13 protein-coding genes and 1 pseudogene are annotated in these 19,746 nt (G+C 43.8%); 8 read left to right on the top strand and 6 right to left on the bottom strand.

Annotated features, from left to right (window positions below; all coding sequences use genetic code 11):
* Positions 1–158: 158 nt before the first annotated feature.
* Together IQQ51_RS22435 and IQQ51_RS22430 are read left to right on the top strand one after the other, a co-directional pair.
* Positions 159–923 (top strand): DUF481 domain-containing protein, encoded by a 765-nt coding sequence (locus tag IQQ51_RS22435; protein ID WP_193842190.1) that lies wholly within the window; start codon positions 159–161, stop codon positions 921–923.
* A gap of 235 nt (positions 924–1,158) precedes the next feature.
* The gene (locus tag IQQ51_RS22430; protein WP_193842180.1) at positions 1,159–2,070 is read left to right on the top strand and encodes a 2OG-Fe(II) oxygenase; all 912 of its coding nucleotides are present in this window, start codon (positions 1,159–1,161) and stop codon (positions 2,068–2,070) included.
* A 96-nt stretch (positions 2,071–2,166) separates the two neighbouring features.
* Here the strand turns inward: IQQ51_RS22430 and IQQ51_RS22425 are convergent.
* The 4 genes and pseudogenes from IQQ51_RS22425 to IQQ51_RS22410 all read right to left on the bottom strand — a co-directional run bounded on the left by IQQ51_RS22425 (position 2,167) and on the right by IQQ51_RS22410 (position 10,157).
* Positions 2,167–5,245 (bottom strand): annotated as a pseudogene (locus IQQ51_RS22425) (efflux RND transporter permease subunit).
* Positions 5,232–6,554, bottom strand: a complete 1,323-nt coding sequence (locus IQQ51_RS22420) for an efflux RND transporter periplasmic adaptor subunit (RefSeq protein ID WP_193842179.1) — start codon at positions 6,552–6,554, stop codon at positions 5,232–5,234. Before IQQ51_RS22420 ends, IQQ51_RS22425 begins: the two are co-directional and overlap by 14 nt.
* 194 nt (positions 6,555–6,748) lie before the next feature.
* Positions 6,749–7,942, bottom strand: a complete 1,194-nt coding sequence (locus IQQ51_RS22415; RefSeq protein ID WP_193842178.1) for an outer membrane protein transport protein — start codon at positions 7,940–7,942, stop codon at positions 6,749–6,751.
* Positions 7,932–10,157: a lipase gene (locus IQQ51_RS22410; RefSeq protein ID WP_193842177.1), complete on the bottom strand. Its 2,226-nt coding sequence runs from the start codon at positions 10,155–10,157 to the stop codon at positions 7,932–7,934. The genes IQQ51_RS22415 and IQQ51_RS22410 overlap by 11 nt, the downstream gene beginning before the upstream one ends.
* 358 nt (positions 10,158–10,515) lie before the next feature.
* Between IQQ51_RS22410 and IQQ51_RS22405 the strand changes: the two genes are divergently transcribed.
* The 3 genes from IQQ51_RS22405 to dcuC all read left to right on the top strand — a co-directional run bounded on the left by IQQ51_RS22405 (position 10,516) and on the right by dcuC (position 13,550).
* Positions 10,516–11,220, top strand: a complete 705-nt coding sequence (locus IQQ51_RS22405; protein ID WP_193842176.1) for a winged helix-turn-helix domain-containing protein — start codon at positions 10,516–10,518, stop codon at positions 11,218–11,220.
* Entirely contained in the window at positions 11,213–11,719 is a 507-nt protein-coding gene (locus IQQ51_RS22400; protein ID WP_193842175.1) for a hypothetical protein, read from the top strand. Before IQQ51_RS22405 ends, IQQ51_RS22400 begins: the two co-directional genes overlap by 8 nt.
* A 463-nt stretch (positions 11,720–12,182) precedes the next feature.
* Positions 12,183–13,550 (top strand): anaerobic C4-dicarboxylate transporter DcuC, encoded by a 1,368-nt coding sequence (gene dcuC, locus IQQ51_RS22395; RefSeq protein ID WP_172378948.1) that lies wholly within the window; start codon positions 12,183–12,185, stop codon positions 13,548–13,550.
* Between the two features lie 193 nt (positions 13,551–13,743).
* Here dcuC and IQQ51_RS22390 read toward each other — a convergent pair whose 3' ends face one another.
* Together IQQ51_RS22390 and narQ are read right to left on the bottom strand one after the other, a co-directional pair.
* On the bottom strand, positions 13,744–14,376 hold the full coding sequence (locus IQQ51_RS22390; RefSeq protein WP_008219279.1) for a response regulator: 633 nt from the start codon (positions 14,374–14,376) through the stop codon (positions 13,744–13,746).
* Positions 14,363–16,093: a nitrate/nitrite two-component system sensor histidine kinase NarQ gene (gene narQ / locus IQQ51_RS22385; RefSeq protein WP_193842174.1), complete on the bottom strand. Its 1,731-nt coding sequence runs from the start codon at positions 16,091–16,093 to the stop codon at positions 14,363–14,365. Before narQ ends, IQQ51_RS22390 begins: the two co-directional genes overlap by 14 nt.
* Positions 16,094–16,346: 253 nt before the next feature.
* On the opposite strand from narQ, the gene napF reads away from it, so the two are divergent.
* The 3 genes from napF to napA are packed head-to-tail and all read left to right on the top strand — an operon-like array spanning position 16,347 to position 19,641.
* On the top strand, positions 16,347–16,826 hold the full coding sequence (gene napF / locus IQQ51_RS22380; protein ID WP_048606369.1) for a ferredoxin-type protein NapF: 480 nt from the start codon (positions 16,347–16,349) through the stop codon (positions 16,824–16,826).
* 23 nt (positions 16,827–16,849) lie between these two features.
* Positions 16,850–17,155 (top strand): chaperone NapD, encoded by a 306-nt coding sequence (locus tag IQQ51_RS22375; protein ID WP_019824440.1) that lies wholly within the window; start codon positions 16,850–16,852, stop codon positions 17,153–17,155.
* Positions 17,152–19,641, top strand: a complete 2,490-nt coding sequence (gene napA, locus IQQ51_RS22370; RefSeq protein ID WP_050634230.1) for a periplasmic nitrate reductase subunit alpha — start codon at positions 17,152–17,154, stop codon at positions 19,639–19,641. Before IQQ51_RS22375 ends, napA begins: the two co-directional genes overlap by 4 nt.
* Positions 19,642–19,746: the final 105 nt, after the last annotated feature.

The following is a 19,746-nucleotide window of genomic DNA, read 5'->3' as shown; positions in this document are numbered from 1 at the left end:
TCTTCACGACTAGCCTTGCGTTCGTCGTGTTCAATCACCTTATATACCAAACCATTATGTCGACACACGCTATCTCACAAACAACGCGCCCATCAACCAACACAGTTTCATACACACGCTCCCTAGCAAAGCTGCCTCTATTTCTCATCGCGTTCTCTATGCCTATATTTGGAAAAGAGGCTGGAGAAGAGGTTGAAGAAGTGATACTCGAGGACGACGTCGTATTAAGCGAAGGTTCCGAGTTACAAGAAGAAGCTGAAGAATCCCCTTTTACGACCCTGACCAAGCTCGGTTTTATCTACTCACAAAACACCAGCTCATCTTTGTCGATCAACTCTGGAATCTCTGTTGGATACAAAAAAGAGAACTGGGGCCAACGAGTTCAGTTTGATACCTACTATACCGATGCCGAAAACGATGAAGACGGCACCAATCGCTATACCACCAACTATGGCATCAGCTATGACTTGAACGAAGTCACCTATTTGGTCGCGACAACACGCTTTGAACACGACCACTTTGGTACTTATCGTAAGCAATTCATAACGGCTACAGGGTTGGGTCGCCACTTTTATGATACTGAAAGAATCAAACTCCAAGGCTCTGCTGGTCCGGGTTACCGAATCAGTCAACGCCAATCCTCCGATGAAGAGTTCCCGAACAAAGAGAACTATGAGCTGATCGTCAATGCCAGTGTTGATGGCTCTCTGACGCTCACAGAAACGTTTTCTATGGGGGCAACGGCCAACATGGCTTACGGTGAAGAGAACACCAATTACAACCTCAAAGGCTATCTAAAGAACATCTTGATGGGCAATTTAGCGCTGACTTTCGATACCGAATACATCTACAACACCACTGTCGCATCAGACCAAAGTAACGCCGAAATCTACAGCTCAATGAACCTCAACTACGATTTCTAACCAACGCTTCCCCCATCGAACATGCAAAAGGATTTGCATGATCGTCTAAGCTTCTCCATCACTCCGTAATTTGTTCGTCACTAACTATTCCTGACGCTTATTTACTTAAGCAGAACCGCTAAGCCGCTATTTGATTATATAGAAAAGGTTAATTCTGTTTTGCCCAGCGCCCCGTTTATCTACAAACCTTGGTGTAATAGATTGGTTGCAAGCAAACAAAAGGAGCGAACACATTATGTTATCTAATCAACTAGAGCGCGCACGCGCCATCGATTTACCGACACGAGAAGCGATGCTTCAACGAGCTCCTTCTGTACAACAGTTTTGGGACAACAATAAGGGCTTGTTCAGCGAGGCTTGGAAAGAATGGGAAGCAAGTGCGGAAGGCAGCCAATTAGATTTTGACGATTCGCTGTTAGATGCACGCCTGCGTGAAGCTGTCAGAGAAGCTTGGCAAGATCCAACGAAAGAAATCGCGGTAAAAGACTTACTCGAAGAGATCTCTCCTGGGGTGTTTAAGTTTCAGTTCTTTGATGCTGAACGTCTCGCTGAGTTGCGTGATTACTTGGAAGCGGTCTCTAACGCTCAAATCCCGCTACGCCCACCATATGGCATAGTGCTCAACCGTGGTGGAGCAATGTTAGACAGCCGATCTGAAGGTTATTTAGCCGCGCCAAGTTTCCAAGCGTTTTACCGAGATTTACTCGACAGTTACATGCGTCCTATCGCTCGCTTATTGTTCCCTGAAATCATGGGTTACGATACGCAAACTTTTGGGTTCTCGATTCAGTATCAAGCGAACAAAGATACGTCTTTACGTCTTCATACTGATGCGTCTTCTGTCACGCTCAACATAAACGTAAATATGCCAGATGAAGAGTTTTCAGGCTCAGAACTTAACTTTTATGACCCTGCTACGGGTAAGATGAACGAAACGACATTTACGCCCGGTGTCGCTATGATTCATCGAGGAAACGTTGCCCATGCGGCGCTGCCGATAACAAGTGGTGAACGTTCGAACTTAGTTTTGTGGTTGTATGGCGACCGTGGACAAATACCACACCACAATCCGGTGCTAGAGACTATAGATGCGCATCATCGCTGGGCAGTACCAACAGTGGTACATGACAATTTTGCACCGTTCTAGGCAATTGAGATAATAAATACAAAACGCGCCTACCATGGTTCATGGTAGGCGCGTTTTAGTTTTCACTTCAATTGACTGGTCAATCTATATGGCGAGTTATGCGGGTTTCGTTCTCAACCGAGTCAGTATGTCCATCTGTTTTAGATTCGCCATGCCAACGTAAGCAACTGGCACTAAGAACAATGAAAAGAAGGTTCCGGCTGTCAAACCGCCGACTAATACCAAACCAATATTGATTCGACCTAATGAACCCGGTCCATCCGCCAGTACCAATGGCAATGAACCGAGGATCATCGTCAGTGAGGTCATCAAGATTGGACGTAGCCTTGAACGTGCACTGCTGATCGCCGCTTCTTTGGCACTCGCGCCAGATTTGCGTTTCTCGTTGGCAAACTCCACCAGCAAAATACCGTGTTTGGTCACGAGACCAACCAGTGTCAGCAATCCTATCTTAGAATAGATGTTGAGGCTTTGACCAAATACCGAAAGCGTCAATATCGCGCCCACAATACACAGTGGAACTGTCAGTAAGATGATCATCGGGTCGACAAAGCTTTCAAACTGCGCCGCCAAGATCAAGAAGATAAAAATCAATGCCAATACGAACAGCACTTGTGCGCCCGCGGTTGAATCAACCAAATCTTTAACGATGCCATTAAACTCGTAGCTCTGAGCAGGTTTCAACAGGCTTGGTACCGTGTCATCAATGTATGCCTTCACGTCGCTCGCCGTATATCCGGGCATCAAGTCCGCGGTGATTTCAGCGCTGTCTTTACCCATGAACGTCTTGAAGTTAGATTCCGATGTCACTTGTTTGATTGATACAAACTGAGACAAAGGAAGCCTTTGCCCCGACTGTGAATCCACATACAACTTATCAAGCACCTTGAAATCACCAAGGTCACTTCGGTTCACTTGAACTTGAATTGGGTATGTATAACCGTCGTCCGCTTGCAAATCTGCGGCTTTAACAGAACCAAGGAACGTCGATAACGCATTGGTTACGTTACCGTAATCAACACCAGACAATACAATCGCATTGCGGTCAATCGACAAGTCGTAACGTAATTGGTCACGCAACATTGAGTTCTTAATGTTGGTCACGCCCTCGTAATCCTCTAGCGCCTTAACGACTTCGCTCGCAGTTTCAGACAGCACAGTGGTATCACGGTTAACCGTGGTCAGTTCAAGGATCATATTGGTAGCAATGTTCAAGTTATCTGCTGAGCGCACCTTGAAAGACATGCCGTAAGCAGAGACTGAACTTTGTGCTTTAGCGATAAATTCGTTTACCAATTCATCAGCGGACTGGTCACGTTCGCCCCATGGCTTCAATAGAACGTGATTGGTCGGTGTGCCTTCAATGTAAGATAAGTTCGCTTCTACTGAACTATCACCTTTGAACACACTGTTCAGTTGCTCGTTGTTATCTAGATGATACTGACGACCAACACCTGTTGGTGGCGTAGAAGTCACCTCAACAAAACCGGTATCTTCGGTTGGAAGCAACACTTGAGGCATTTTCCAAACCGCTAAGGCAGATAAAGCGATCAGCACTAAAGCACTACCACTCATCAGAGCCTTACGATCAAACCATTTGCCTAGCTCTTTGGTGTATAAATCCGATAACACATTCAGTTTCGCATCAACTTTTTGATACCACTTCGCCGGGGTTGATACTGGCTTCATTAAGTAAGCACTCATCATTGGTGAGAGCGTTAACGCCACAAACCCAGAGATGATCACCGCTGCAGCAAGTGTGAACGCGAACTGCCTGAATAGATCGGCGGTTAAGCCAGCCATCAAGCCAATTGGTAAGTAAACAACCGCCAAAGTCAGCGTCATCGCAATCACTGGAAAGACGATCTCTCGACACCCTTTAATTGCAGCATTGAACGGCGTTTCACCTTCTTCGATATGACGGTAACAGTTTTCAGCCACAACAATCGCATCATCAACCACCAAACCAATGGCGAGAATGATAGCGAGAATCGTCAGTACGTTGATGCTAAATCCAAGTAAATGCATGACAGCAAATACACCGATCACACACACTGGAATGGTGATGATCGGAATTGAAGCAACTCGAAAAGAGCCAAGGAACAGAACCACAACCGCTGAAACCAAAACTATCGCTTCAACTAAAGTCATTAAGCCTTCATCAATTGCGGTTTTAATGAAATCAGCTTGGTTGTAGACCATCTTCATCTCAATGCCTTCTGGCAACTGAGGCTGAATCACATCAATCTGTGTCTTAACTTTATTCGCAACGGTTACTGGGTTTTCACTTTTCAGTGGCAACACCTGAATCGACATCGCTAGATTGTCATCTACACGCAGAATACTTGGTGTAAGGTTCTCTTCACCCATTTTGACTTCAGCAATATCACCTATACGAATGATCTTACCGTTATCAACACGAACCACTAAGTCTCTTACATCATCAACGCTGGTTACTTGGTTTACTGGGTTGATGGAGAAATCTCGCACCTGCCCCTTTATAGTACCCGCTGTAAACGTTGCGTTGTATGAGCTCAATGTTCCGACAACATCGGATGCACTCATATTGAGGGCCATCATGCGATCCGGTTGCAACCAGACACGCACCGCTTTTTCGCTGCCACCATACGGCCCCCCAAATGCCACCCACACCTTGGATGTGCTTAAATTGAGGCACTACTTGTTGGCTAATGTAGTCATACATGTCTTGTTTGGACATCTTGCCAGTGTTCACAAAAGTAATGATGTTACTCGGCATACTGGTGTCAGAAGAGTCATCCGTTACCGTTGGCTTATCCGTCATGCTCGGCGGGAAATCACCAATCGCTTCGACGCTGCTGCGCAGGTTGTTCATCAAGCTGGTATATTCGACATCATTAATGTCATCTTCAAAGATGATTTTTAGATTACACGTGCCTTCCTGACAGTCCGTCGTCATGGTTTTAACGCTGTCGAGGCCCGTTGCTGCGGTAATAAGCTTATCTGCCACATTGCGCGACATGAACTCAGCACTAGCACCATTGATCGCAGCCGTTACCGTTGCTGAAGGTGTTTTATGTTCTGGAAAGTATTGGATTGAGAGCTTTTGAAACGACAAAAGCCCAAGCAAGACAATGGTGATGCTCAGAACAGATGCAAACACAGGGTGCTTGATACAAATCTCAGGAAGCTTCATTCAGATTCTCCTTCGTTTCAGCTTCCTTGCTTAGTGTTTCCTTGCTGTGAGCTTCGCTTGATGATTGCTCAACAGCCTCACTTGTTTCTACTTGCTCGCTGTTTTCATTGATCGCTTCGTCCACACCTTTCGATGCTTCCGTCCAATCAACCGAAGGTTCAATTGGATGTGCTTCGTCCACCTCTGTTACGGTCTTTTTTACTTTAGGCTCAGCGGTCTGTTGAGTGTTCTCTTTGCTTGTCGGTTCCGTGATTAGCTCAACAGTTTTCTGCTCAGCATTTGGGTTCATGACCTTAACTAACGACGCTTTCTTAAGGTTCTGTTGTCCCGTCACAACGACGTTATCGCCAAGCTTCAAGCCTTTCTCTACAACAACATAACCATCGTTAGTATTCACGCCTAATTCGACAATGCGTTGCTCGATCTTTTCACCATTCACGACCCAAACAAAACGCTCTGTATCTTTGGCTTGAACGGAGTTTTGAGAAACCACCATCTGCGTTGAATCTTCGCTCGTCATCTGACTTACTTTGGCAAACATACCCGGAACTAAGCGATGCTCTGGGTTAGTCACGTGCGCGTGTACTTCGACGCGGCCTGAGCTTTCGTCCACCGCTGGCGCAATGTAATCCACCACACCAGAAAATGCTTCATCGACAAATGCATCAACTTGGATGGAAACATTCTGCCCAAGCTTTGCGTTTCCTAAATCCGACTGACCAATTGAATACTGAACTTCAACAGGATCGAGTTTGATTAAGCTCACCAACGCGGTTGCGCTATCAATCTTACTGCCCACTGAGTGAGTGAAATTAGTTAGCTGCCCATCAAATGGTGCTACCAATAAATAGTCATTCATCAGCGCTTCTTTCTGACGGAAATCAGCTGCGGCTAGGTTCGCCTGTTCGCCCAGCTCTTCCACATCTTGTTGAGACATAGAGTCAGGCTGTTTCTTTAGTAATTCTTGTACACGCTTTAATTTCGACTTTGCTAACGCTAGAGAGCTTCTTGCTTTGTCTAAATCAGCTTTCGCTTTGGTATTGTCCAGTTGAGCGATCAGTTCGCCTTTTTTAACTGAATCTCCATCTTTGAAATGGATGTTGAGAATTTTGTCGGAAGCACTAAATGTCAATGCAGCAGAATCCGTTGCCCTGATTTTACCTACCTCGTTGATTGAAGAAGTGAATGCTTGTTTGTGAGCTTTTTCGATAGTCACAGGAATTAAGTTTGAGTCTTGGGCAAACGATGGAGAGATATGTAAGGCAAACAGTGCCAAACAGATTGTTTTACTGAGCTTTGTAAATTTCATTTTTAATAACCATAACCGTTGAATTCGTCTGAATTAAAACGTTTTTCTAAGCAGCTATTTCTTACTTAATGAGCTTCCAGCTATTTAAATAATGCTAAAACAGCTAATAATGAGAAAAGGGCTCAACTCACTGTCGAGCCCTGCAATTTTTATATGATTCCTAAATTTTTACGTTCTGAACTCCAAAGTAAAAGTTAAAAACGATGCTGATATTGAACACCGAGCAAGAGAGCATCGGCAGTCACATCAGCAGTTATATTGGAACTCGTTCCTGGGATCGTCGTCAGGCTTTCGTCAATATCTTGTGATTCTCCGATGATAAAACCGACACCAATGTCTACAGAACTGGCAGCCGTGAAGTTATATGTCCCTCCGACCGTTAGCCAATGACGGTTAACATCAGGAATTGATAACGATGTGAGTTCGTCAGTTGGGGAAATGTCGTACATGTAACCCGCTCGTAGAACGATGTCTTTGGACATAGTGTACGTACCACCGACAGAAATATGCCCTGCATCTTTCCATTGGTACTCTTTAATTGAGTCGTCATAAGAGTCAGATGTTAGCGAATCAAATTCAGACCAGTTCACCCACTGCAGGCTGTAGTGAAAAGCCCACTGTTCGTTGAGCTGGTGCCAACCGGAAAACTCTAGAGTGTCTGGTAGGGGTACATTCATCTTGTCGGCAGAGACACCGCCTTTAGTAATGTCACCTTCCACTTCTATATCTGGGCTGTAACGGTAGGTAATACCAAACTTGTTATGCTCATTGACTTGGTAAGTCGCCCCAACGTTAGCCCCCAAACCGAAACCATCGGCATCTACGTTTAACAAGTTTTGGCGGTATATTTCACCCTCACCGTAAATAACATCTAGCCCAGCGCCCAAATTGATTTTTTCAGACAACTCGTAAGCCACAGCAAAGCCAACATTGATACTGGAAAGCGCCGTTTTGCCTCCAAACTCATCCGCTTCGAACGACTCGTCAAACTCAACATCAGTACCGAAATTGGAATGGACTGTTGCGCCCAGAGTGAGCTTAGAACCTTCGATAGGATGCACATAATGAATGTTCGGAACTAATGTCCCTGCGTCTAATGATTGGTCATCTAACACTTCAGTATCACCAATCATTGGTGTGTAGCTAACACTAGACACATCGATACCACTATCGATATAGATAGCGCCGACAGAGAGTGTTGGTTGCTCGATGTAAGCCATCGCAGCACTGTTCTTAGCAACAATCGCAGCACTATCTGCCATCACAGCATCACCGGCGAATGCACGGCCTAAGCCTGTTGCAGACTGCGCGTTAAGTTGAAATCCAGCCGCATTAGTCAGGCAAGGGACAAGAGCAGCGGCAGTGCCCAATAAAAGTTTATTCTTCATCTTGAGGCACCTCTGTTTCGATATGATCTTCGTTATTAATGACGACTACTGCACCGTCACTCATTACCATTGAAGCAACAGCAATTTGTTGAGTGCCCACCGCTTCACGAACGTCTGACATGTTTTCACCTGGTGTGCCCGGCAAGCCATTTTCATCAACGGGACCTTCATAGGGGAACAAATACGTACCATGTCCGCCGGTAGTTGTTCTCACGGCTCCGCGCTTTTCATCAATATTTTCTGATGTACCTGTAATTGGGTCTAAGCCAAGCGCAGTAATCAGTGGTTCAGTACCAGTACGAATGTTATCTGGCGCGGTGTTTGGAATTACGCTATCTGGGACATAATCAACGCCAACGTCACAAGTCTCCCCGCAATCTCCAACGGCAGCTAACAAAAGAGTGGGTTGCTCAGCAGCGACTTGACGAGAGATAAAGCTAGCAGGGTCTGCACTATCAATTGTGGCTTGGACCCCTTGTTTAAGGTCTGTCACAACTAAATCGAAGATGTCATTCTCTAGCTGGCTGACAAGCAGCGCGTTATCAGATGAAAGTTCGACAAACTCTCTAAGTGCTTCAATACACTGCTGATTTGTTGCTTCTGTTGTACATGTATCTGGTATGACAGTTTCAGCAATGCCGCGCTGAACATCTGGAGACTTCTTAACACCTTCAGACATTTCAGGGCCTAAGGTTTGAGAAGACAAAACCAAGTTGGTTAGCCCTTGCCCCGGAACAACAAAGTTCACGGTATTGAAAGCAAAGTCTGAATTAGCCGTAAGTTCTCGAGACGCTTGACTGAATTCACTTACCATCACCGACATGATTCCACCCAACGATTGTCCAATTAAGTGGACATCATCTTTTTTCACCCAAGCTTCTTGGCTTAGCGCATAACGAAGACCCAGAAAGTCAGACACTGATTGCTGAAGGTTCGAACGAAGTGCCAAAGGGGAATCAATATTGATGAAGAACGCCTTGTTTGCTCTAGCGCTTATTTCTACATGTTCAGGACTTGAGTCATAACGCATTCGTTCCCCGTGATATGGCATGTCAATCGCAACCACGGCATAGCCTTTATCCGTATATTCTGCAGCCATTAAAGAAGCAGTGCCTCGCTCGGCTGTAACACCATGTATAAAGATGGCTGTAGGCAGTTGTTTAGGTATAACCCAGCTAAAACTCTTTGGTACGTATATGTCTGCTGTGATCTCGAGTTCTTCAGTTATTTGGGGGATCGGGTTACCAGCCGTAGGGAAACCATCGTCAGTGTTGGTGATCCATTCATAAAGTGGCGGGCAATTTTCTTTAGGATCAAACTCATCAACGATACATTCCGCCTCCCTCTCTTTTGTAAAAGGTAAGTAAGACGGAATTTTGAGCACTTTTGTATATAGGTTGTACCCGCGTTTTTCCTCTTTAAGTTCAGGAAGGGCACTAGAGAAAGAACTTCCATACAATAAATGGTTTCTTTTCATCGCATCCAGAGGAGAATAAGCGCTCTGAGTTTTAAATTGCGCGGCATATACAGGAATACCTTTATCTGGATATATCGCATAATATGAATCAATAGCGTTCAATACTTGCTCTTGAAGAACTTCTTCTTTTTCGTTGTTTAATGGAACGTCTGAATCAATCAACTCATCAAAGCTCGCATCTGCTTTTAAAGGCTCATTAAATTCAGTTTTTACCCCATCTGTTACTACAATTGAATAAGTGCGACTCTCAGCTAAGCCTGATTCACATTGAATTTTAATATTAGAACCATCAGCGGATATTTGAGTGACGACTTCATCGCCTGTTAGGTCATCAATTAATACAACATTCCCGGCTAAGGTTTCATTATTTAGTGGATAACGTTTGTCCGAATTAACACTTTGTAGAGGAATTAAAATCGGTTCTGCACAAAGTCCCCAACCGTCTAGGGCTGCGTATGAATTGTTGTAATCCTGATAATAAGCATCATTGGTCGATGACATTGCGGCGACGTCTTCACCGACACCCGATATTGTTCCATCGTCGTCATAACCATAACCATCGTTCGGTTTTGGTAGTTCATTAATGTTGTAGGGAACCAATACCGAAACGGCCTCTTGAGTCGAGTCTTCAGACTGACAGCCGAGTAAGGCAAGCGTAATTAGTCCACATATATATGGCTTATTGAAATCTTTCAAAACAGCTCCTTCGTAGCTTTCGCATTTAACTGGTGTGGTCATGCGATTTATCGTTATTTGAGTTGCCGATTGAGTCGGAGGTAAGCTCGACTTTTTATTCGTAGAGAGCAAGGCAACACAGAGTTGGAATGACACGTTGATAAAACTACGTAAGAAATTTGAGCAATTAACCCACACCCACTAAATCAGCGTCACCCGTTAATGATCCAATAGCTACTAACGGCAAGCACCTGAAACCGCATTAAACAACCTCAAAAAGGTATATAAGGAAATCTAATTAGGTTAATAATCAACATAAATTCAAACACTTAAACATCAAAGACGATGAAATCAGTAAGTTTATGTTTGTTGTAAGATTTGTTATATTTAGGTTAGAACGCTTATAACAATGAGAACCCAGATGTCTGCTGAATTTATTATCAATGATGATATACAGGTCAATTTAGAAGAGAGTGAAATCCATCACTTTAAGACGGGCCGTACCTACCCAATAGGTTCTAATGAATCAGAGCTACTTAAGTTTTTTATCTCGAGACCTAATGAGGTGATCACTCGCCAAGTTCTTATTGAACAAGTGTGGGTGTCTAAAGGTATATATGTTGAAGATGGCAGCCTAATGCAGACCATCTCGATTTGCCGAAAAGCGTTAGAAGATAAGAGCGGGATGATCATCGTCACTGAGCGCGGTAAAGGTTACCGGTTTGCAGGACAAGTGACACAAGACAAAGAACGCGCGCTGAGTAAAATTCAATCACAACCAAAGCAAGAAACGACACAACCTGAAAACAACACAGCGCCTGAAAGCTCAGCAACCGAGACAACGGCCGCAACGAAAAAAACAAACAGTCTATTAGCACTGGTTGCATTATTTGTAGTGGCTGCAGGTTTATCCCATTATTTGTTTTCTTATTTAGATAGAAATAGCCTAGGCGAAGATCTCGTAGGTCAGCATTTTATCTCATGTAAAATCGAATCCGATGAATTCACATTTAATGAGTTATTCAACGTAACACTTTATGAATATAAGGGACGAAAAATCATCATCGATAATTCAGGAAAATCTCTGAGCTTCCCTGCCGGATTTAAAGGAGTGACTTGTGAATAATAAAACGAATACAGCAATTTTTGTGGTACTGCTTGGCGTATTAGTCGGCTGGGTTTCTACCTTTATTCCCAAGTCACATCTTGAAGGGCATTATTTAGCCAATACAGCGTCGATTATTAACCCGTCCAATAATATGATTCATAACCAGTCTGCTATTAACATCGAGTTTAAGAAGAATGACAGTTATGACCTATTGTACGTATCGACTAAGCAAGTCGGCTTTACGTCATCGGGATCTTACTCTGTCACTCAACACGACATCTCACTGGATGAGAACCAACACCAACAAATCATCCCGAATCGCGAGTTGTCGTTTTACGAAAAGGTGATGATAAGTGAAGGGTCTACCCTATCTTCTGATGCCATGCCTTACATTCCATTGAATAAAGAAGAGTTTTTACTCATTACTCGCTATGGGATGATTCATTTTTGTAAGAAGGTCGTCTGTTCTGAACTGCCAACGTATTCAAATGACACTCCTGACGTTGATATAAACTAAACTCGCTCGGCTATTTTTCAGCTTAATTATACTTTAGTTCCAGCTTGTGTTTTAGCGCTTACTTAAGGGAAGTAAGTAGGCGTTAAACATAAGTAATCTTTAAATGTAAGTAAGCTTAAAAGCTAAGATTCCCACCTCTTTACTCCGATAAATACCCACTTCGTTACACGTTTCCTTCCAAAGTACAAAAAATACTCACGATTTATAAAACAACACCCCCATATGCAACCAGAACAATTAAAGGTGATCCAAGTTATATTCTAACGAGCCACAAAATTTGTTTATTAACATCTGAACAACAGTAGTTAATCACGATTTACAACCACAATTAACATCGAAAAAAATGTTTGTCTTAGATCATATCAACCTCAACTATGCCTCGTGCCACAGTGCAGTTTTCTGTACATTCATTGTCATATTCTGAAACACTTTCTTATATTTTTTAAACTTTGTGGAGATTTCTATGTTAGAGCTCTTGATCGGATTAGTGATTACTATTGCTGTTGGTTACTTTATTGTAAAAGGCTATAAAGCGGCGGGTGTATTACTAACTGCTGGCCTTGCCCTACTTCTTATCACCGGCCTTATTGGTCACACAGTCTTACCAGCTAAAATCGCTTCAACAGGTAACATGGTTACCGACTCACTAGAATTTGTTAAGTACATGCTTCAATACCGCGGGGGCGGCCTAGGCATGCAAATCATGCTTCTTTGTGGTTTTGCTTCTTACATGACGCATATTGGCGCTAACAACGTGGTAGTGAAGCAGTTCTCTAAACCACTTGCTGCGATCAAATCTCCCTATGTACTTCTTGTTGCGGCTTACATCGTAGCGTGTCTGATGTCTCTAGCAGTAAGTTCTGCAACGGGTCTTGGTGTGCTATTGATGGCAACCCTATTCCCAATGATGACGGCAATGGGTATTTCTCGCCCAGCGGCAGTTGCAGTTTGTGCATCACCTGCAGCCATCATTCTTTCACCAACCTCTGGTGATGTGGTTATCGCAGCAGAAAAATCAGGCATGTCTCTTGATGTGTTTGCTGTTCAAACGGTACTGCCTGTTTCTATCTGTGCGATCATCGTGATGGCGGCTGCGGCTTTCTTCTGGAACAAATACCTAGATAAGAAAGAAAACACGCCAATGGAAAAAGTAGACGTTTCTGAAATCGAAACAACGGCTCCGGCTTTCTACGCTGCACTCCCATTCCTACCTATCATCGGCGTTTTCCTATTCAACGGTCGTACGATTCCAGGGCTTTCACTTGATATCTACACCATTGTGGTAGGTTCTATCTTCGTGGGTGCAGTTATCGATTACGTTGTTAAGAAGTTTGACGGCGAGAAAACACTAGAAGATTTAGACTCTTGCTACCAAGGTATGGCTGACGCGTTCAAAGGCGTGGTAATGCTGTTGGTTGCGGCAGGCGTATTTGCTCAAGGTCTAATGTCTATCGGTGCAATTGACAACCTAATCGGTCTTGCTGAATCTGCAGGCGCAGGCGGTATCGCGTTAATGCTTATCCTGACGGGTCTAACGGTGGCTGCTGCTATCGCGACAGGTTCTGGTAACGCACCTTTCTATGCATTCGTAGAACTGGCTCCATCATTAGCGGCGAAAATGGGCTTGAACCCAGCGTTCCTAATCATCCCAATGCTTCAAGCATCTAACTTAGGCCGTACTATTTCACCAGTATCTGGTGTAATTGTAGCGACATCTGGTATGGGTAAAATCAGCCCATTTGAAGTAGTAAAACGTACTTCTGTACCAGTAATCTGTGGTCTTATTACCGTTATCTTCGGCACGCTTGTATTGGTTCCAATGGCAGCGTAAGCCTTAAGTTTCTAATCTCAAAGAACGAAGAACAAACGAACACCAATACTGATATAAAATGCGTAAACAAAAAGGCGCTGAACCTAATAAGTTCAGCGCCTTTTTTTAATCTCATTTTCTCAACATCGTTAAAACTATCGAGATATGTATAAACAGTAAGACTTGAAATAGTGTTATCTCAAAGGAACAAGCCCTACTTCATTTCACCATAGCGTTCTAGATACAGAACCGTTGCAGCAGTACGTGAAGGCACTTGTAGCTTTTTCAGCAAGCTTTTCATGTGTACCTTAACTGTCGATTCAGAAATAAACAGGTGATCTGCTATCTGCTTGTTACGGTAACCTTTCGCGACTTCTTGAAGGATTTGCATTTCGCGTTCAGTCAGTTGGTCGAAGATATCATTGCGACTACCAGCGTCATTTAAGTAACGAGCAACCACACTGCTGTAAGCTTTGTCACCGCTGTGTGCTTGCTTAAGCAATTCGATTAACTCATCGGGTTCTGTGTCTTTCAACAAGTAGCCATCAGCGCCTGCTTTTACAATCGCTTCAATGTCTGCAGGGCTATCAGAAACCGTTAGAATAACGATGTTAGCGCTTGAGCCATCAGTACGAAGTGCTTTCAGCGTATCAAGTCCAGACATGCCTTTCATATTAAGATCCAAAAGGATCAAGTCAGGTTCTTCTTCATGGGCAAGAGCGACTGCTTCAGTACCGTTACTTGCTTCTGCAATCACTTCGAATTCATCTTCAAAGCTCAGTAATTGGCTTATACCTCTGCGCATCAATGGATGATCATCAACCAGCATTACTTTACAAATCGTCAACTTTAACTTCCTTCAAACTTTTATATTTCAATATGACTGTACAGCCTTCACCTTGAGCCGCTTCAATCGTTAAGTCGCCATTCAGTCTTGCCGCACGCTCCTGCATAATGCTCATCCCGTAGTGGTTCGTCTTGGAACTACTTGAGTCAAAGCCATCTCCATTATCTTTAATCACGACTAATACTTCACCTTCCTCATCGATACAGCATACATTTATCAAGTCGGCATTGGCGTGTTTTATTGCGTTTATTGTTGCTTCACGAATCAATTGAAGCAAGTGAACCTGACTGTGTGCATCAAGCTCTATGGATGAAAGATTATTGGTTAGGTTAATCTTTGCATCTGTTCTTTCACTGAGCTCTTCAAGCATAGTGCTTAAAGCATCTCCGAAGTTGCCCTCTTTTATGGTCAACCTAAAGGTTGTGAGCAACTCTCGTAATTGAGTATAGGCATCCGCTAAACCGTTGCCGATTTCCGACGCTATTTGTTCAGATTGCTCTCGGTGTTGTTGCTCTGGCAATTTGCCAATCACACGCTTCAACAACGTCACTTGGATTTTCAAATACGACAGTGATTGAGCCAATGAATCGTGAAGTTCACGGGCAATCGTTGCACGCTCTTCCATTATAATAAGCTGTTCTGCTTTCTTCTGCGCGCGATTATAATAGATCGCTCGTGATAACAGTTGGATAAAGCTCTCAATCAGCGTCTTGGTTGAATGACCATGATGATATGAACAATATAAATAGCCCAAGATAAGCTCATTATCATCCAACTTCATTTCAAACTTTTCATAGTCCAAGTTCGAATCATACCCTTCGTCCATAATCAATGAACGACCCGAACTATCAGCTATCTCAAGCCTTAACGACTCTATTCCTTCTAGACTGACCAGGTGTTGCAGAATAGCTCGGAAGTTTTCTGGCGCGATACGTGTAACCGTGAGCTCTTGTGAAGAGTGATAAAGCGCCTGCAAAGATTGGTTGGCGTTTTGCAACTCGACCGTCTTAGCGTCGACAACTGACTCAAGGTTTCGATAGAGCACGCCCAAATCTTTGGCCATCGAGTTAAACGTCTTAGTCAGAATTCCAAGTTCATTATTGTTAGTGACTTTTAATTCCACCTCAAAGTCACTGTTTTTGATCCGCTGACTGGCTCCAACGAGCGCATGCAGCGGCTTAACAACTTGTTTACGGACAAAGTGAACAACAAAAAGAGATATGACCAGAATTCCACCAAGGCCGATACCACCAGCCCACGCTAACTTTATTAACTTGTCTTCAGAGAACTCTTGCAGCTTATAAACGAAGCCATCGATTTCAGCCACGAAGTTTTCAACCAACACGAGATAGTGATCGCGCTCTTCGCTATTCAAGACCTGTTTCAGCTCATGCCAACGGCCGATAATTAAATAGTAATCTTCTGTGATGTCTGTCGGAACATTCCAACTGACTAAATTGGTCATGGATGGCGAGTAAAGAGAACTTTCGAATTCACGAATATGGGATTCGTAATCGACAGATTCTATTTGAATATCATGGGCTAAACGGTAGCTTTGCATTCGCATTGAACCCGCCACGTTAACCGCTTCCGCATCATTCAAACTTGAAGCCAAAGTAAAGATGGCAAAGCCAGTTGTAGCAACCGACAACAGCAGTATAGAGAGCAAAGATTTTGCTATCGTACTTGTTACAGATGAAACCGGTTTTATAAGCAAAAGTGCCTTCCTATTGATAAATGACTTGCCAGCGATATCGTATTGTCACACATCAAAAATCATAGCTCCATTCAATATGTGATCACTCGCTCCGTAATTTATTGATCTAAGACAATATATGCCCCCAATTAGCCCTTAGGGGGTATTTATACAATTGTTTCTAAAACTACACTACTTATGAGGACTCATTACAAGATATTAATAGAATAATGACCTACAATTACAACATCTTAGCAACATCTATAGGTATCTAGTGGTAGATCTATCAAAACGACGTCTTTTTTCGAGACGAAAAGTTGACTCAAGCCAGATTCGTTTGCCTTGGATTAACAGCCTAGAAAGCTTTACAGATGACTGTACTCGCTGCGGTAAATGCATCGAAAGTTGTGAGACTAAGATAATCATTGTAGGCGATGGTGGTTTTCCCACTGTCGATTTCTCTATTGATGAGTGTACGTTCTGCTATCAATGTGCAGATGTTTGTCCTGAACCCATTTTTAAGCCAAAGCAAGGAGAGCCTTGGCAAGCAAAAGCACAAATCTCTGATAAGTGTTTAGCGCAACAAAATGTTGAATGCCGAAGCTGTGGTGACATGTGTGAACCTATGGCCATTCAATTTCAACTTAGAGCAGGCAGTGTTGCTCTACCAAAAATCAAGTTAGATGAGTGTAGCGGTTGTGGAGCCTGCGTAGCAGTTTGCCCTACTTCAGCTATTCTTGTGAGTAATGCATAAAACAAAAATAACGAGAGCAATTTATGGCACTAAATGAAGTGCATATATCAAGTTTAGTCGTGCATGTGAGCCCAGAGCATCTAGACGAGATCAAAGCACAAATCGAACAGTTCGATAATGCAGAGATTTACGGCAGTAGCCCTGAAGGCAAAATCATAGTGGTCCTAGAAACCGAAAACCAAGGTTTTGTAACGGATACCATCGAAGAAATTAATAATATTACGAACGTTTTAGGGACAGCTTTGGTTTATCACCAAATCGAAACTGGACTGGACGAAACGGATTTAGAAACTGGAAGCAACAATTCTCAACTTGAGGGTGAAGTATGAAAATGACAAGACGTGCGTTTGTGAAAGCGAACGCAGCTGCATCAGCGGCAGCCGTTGCAGGTGTAACTCTACCGGCAACAGCAACCAACCTGATTGCTAGCTCTGATCAAACAAAAATCACGTGGGATAAAGCGCCTTGTCGTTTTTGTGGTACGGGCTGTTCGGTACTAGTAGGTACTCAAAATGGTAAAGTGGTTGCGACTCAAGGCGACCCAGAAGCACCGGTAAACAAAGGCCTTAACTGTATCAAAGGCTACTTCCTTTCAAAAATCATGTACGGTAAAGACCGTCTTGAGACTCCTCTACTTCGTATGAAAGACGGTGAGTTCCATAAAGATGGTGATTTCGCACCCGTATCTTGGGACAAAGCGTTCGACGTAATGGCTGAGAAATGGAAAGCATCTCTTAAGAAGAACGGTCCAACAGGTGTTGGTATGTTCGGTTCAGGCCAGTGGACAGTGATGGAAGGCTACGCAGCCGTTAAGATGATGAAAGCGGGTTTCCGTTCAAACAACATCGATCCAAACGCTCGTCACTGTATGGCTTCAGCGGTAGGCGCATTCATGCGTACTTTCGGTATCGATGAACCAATGGGTTGTTACGATGACTTTGAACATGCAGACGCATTCGTACTGTGGGGTTCAAACATGGCAGAAATGCACCCAGTACTATGGACTCGTATTACAGACCGTCGTCTAAGCCACCCACACGTTAAAGTAAACGTACTGTCTACTTACTACCACCGTTCTTTCGAGCTTGCAGACACGGGTTACATCTTCGAACCTCAATCAGATCTAGCAATTGCTAACTTCATTGCTAACTACATCATTCAAAACGATGCAGTTAACTGGGACTTCGTGAACAAACACACGAACTTCAAGCAAGCAACGACAGACATCGGTTACGGCCTTCGTGACGATGATCCACTACAGAAAGCAGCAGCAAACCCTAACTCAGGTGAAATGACTGCTATCTCTTTCGAAGACTACAAAGCGTCTGTTGCTGAATACACCGTTGAGAAAGCGTCTGAAATGTCAGGTGTATCTCAAGAAGACCTTATCAAGCTGGCTAAGCAATATGCCGATCCAAACATCAAAGTAATGTCACTTTGGACTATGGGTATGAACCAACATACTCGTGGCGTATGGATGAACAGCCTTGTGTACAACATCCACCTTCTGACAGGTAAGATTTCTACTCCAGGTAACAGCCCATTCTCACTAACTGGCCAACCATCTGCGTGTGGTACAGCTCGTGAAGTTGGTACGTTCTCTCACCGTCTACCGGCAGATATGGTTGTTGCTAACCCTAAACACCGTAAGATTGCAGAAGACATCTGGAAACTTCCAGAAGGCACTCTAAATGGCAAGCCAGGCGCTCACGCTGTTGTTCAAGACCGTATGCTTAAAGACGGTAAGATCAACGCTTACTGGGTAATGTGTAACAACAACATGCAAGCGGGTCCAAACATCAACACTGAACGTCTGCCAGGTTACCGTAACCCAGAGAACTTCATTGTATGTTCTGACCCGTACCCAACGGCAACCGCTCAAGCGGCTGACCTCATCCTTCCAACAGCAATGTGGATTGAGAAAGAAGGCGCTTACGGTAACGCAGAGCGTCGTACACAAGCATGGTACCAACAAGTGAAAACCGTAGGTGAAGCTAAGTCTGACCTATGGCAAATCATGGAATTCTCTAAGCGCTTCACTATTGAAGAAGTTTGGGGTGAAGAACTGGTTGCGAAAATGCCTGAGTACCGCGGCAAAACCATGTACGACGTGCTTTACAAAAACGGCAACGTTGATGCATTCCCACTGTCTGAAGCTCAAGAGCTTAACGACGATGCACAAGCTCAAGGTTTTTACGTTCAAAAAGGTCTATTCGAAGAATACGCAGCCTTTGGTCGCGGCCACGGTCACGATTTAGCACCATACGATCGCTACCACCAAGTTCGTGGTCTACGTTGGCCTGTTGTTGACGGTAAAGAGACACTATGGCGCTTTAAAGAAGGTTCAGATCCATACGCTAAGAAAGGTTCTGATTGGGACTTCTACGGCAAACCAGATGGTAAAGCACTGATCATCAATGCACCATACGAAGCGCCACCTGAAGTACCAAACGATGAATACGATATGTGGCTATGTACTGGTCGTGTTCTTGAGCACTGGCACACAGGTACTATGACTCGTCGTGTACCAGAACTTTACAAAGCAGTACCGGATGCACTTTGTTACATCCACCCTGCTGATGCTAAAGCTCGTGGTCTTCGCCGTGGTGATGAAGTTCTTATCGAAAACAAACGTGGTGAAGTACGCGTTCGTGTTGAAACTCGTGGTCGTAACCGTCCACCACAAGGCTTGGTATTCGTACCATTCTTTGATGCAAGAATTCTGATCAACAAGTTGATCTTGGATGCAACGGATCCTCTGTCTAAACAGACGGATTACAAGAAGTGTCCAGTTAAGATCACTAAGGTTTCTTAAGAGCCAAGCGCTTTTCGAACCTAGATACAAGATCTAACGTATTTAATATTGCGACTACTTTTTTCGTTACTTTTTGAAAGAAGTAGTCCACTCAAAGAATTAGCC

Origin of the sequence: Vibrio sp. OPT18 (genome assembly GCF_015163615.1) — a bacterium.
Taxonomy (GTDB): Bacteria; Pseudomonadota; Gammaproteobacteria; order Enterobacterales; family Vibrionaceae; genus Vibrio; species Vibrio coralliirubri.
This window is presented reverse-complemented; position numbering and strand designations above follow the sequence as displayed.